1 protein-coding gene is annotated in these 933 nt (G+C 71.2%); it reads right to left on the bottom strand.

The genetic code is table 11. From position 1 onward, the window contains the following. The coding region (glgB, locus tag GTW67_RS01610; RefSeq protein WP_161163003.1) for a 1,4-alpha-glucan branching enzyme at positions 1 to 933 on the bottom strand (933 nt) is incomplete at both ends.

Below are 933 nucleotides of genomic sequence, written 5' to 3'. Positions count from 1 at the left end.
ACGGTCGCGTTCATCTCCTGGAGGAACGCCATCGCCGCCAGGTCCTCCCGGCCGCCGTACTGGTTGGGCTCCCACTGACCGGAGTCGCGCGAGTAGTCCAGGTACAGCATCGAGGCGACCGCGTCGACGCGCAGCCCGTCGATGTGGAACTCCTCGCACCAGTACACGGCGTTGGCGACGAGGAAGTTGCGCACCTCGGTGCGGGCGAAGTCGAAGGTGTACGTGCCCCAGTCCGGGTGCTCGGCACGCCGCGAGTCCCCGGGCTCGTACAGCGGATCCCCGTCGAAGCGGGCCAGCGCCCAGTCGTCCTTCGGGAAGTGCGCCGGCACCCAGTCCATGATCACGCCGATGCCCGCCCCGTGCAGGGCGTCGACCAGGTACCTGAAGTCGTCGGGCGACCCGAGGCGCGCGGTCGGCGCGTAGAAGCCGGTGACCTGGTAGCCCCAGGACGGACCGTAGGGGTGCTCGGCGACCGGCATCAGCTCGACGTGGGTGAAGCCGAGGTCCTTGACGTAGGCGGGCAGCACCTCGGCCAGCTCGCGGTAGGTCAGCCCCGGGCGCCACGAGGGCAGGTGCACCTCGTACACCGAGAACGGCGCCTCGTGCACCGGGGTGGCGGCGCGGGTCCGCATCCACTCCCGGTCGTTCCACTCGTAGCGCGACGCCGTCACGACGGAGGCCGTGTTCGGCGGCTCCTCCGCCGCGCGCGCCATCGGGTCGGCCTTGAGGAACCGGTGCCCGTAGCGGGAGTGGATCTCGAACTTGTACCGGGTGCCCTCGCCGACCCCCGGCAGGAACAGCTCCCACACCCCGGACGAACCCAGCGAGCGCATCGGGAACGCGGTGCCGTCCCAGTGGGTGAAGTCGGCGGCGACCCGCACGCCCTGCGCGTTCGGCGCCCACACCGTGAACCGGGTGCCGGTGACGCCCTCA

Origin of the sequence: Streptomyces sp. SID5910 (assembly GCF_009862125.1) — a bacterium.
Taxonomy (GTDB): Bacteria; Actinomycetota; Actinomycetes; order Streptomycetales; family Streptomycetaceae; genus Streptomyces.
This window is presented reverse-complemented; position numbering and strand designations above follow the sequence as displayed.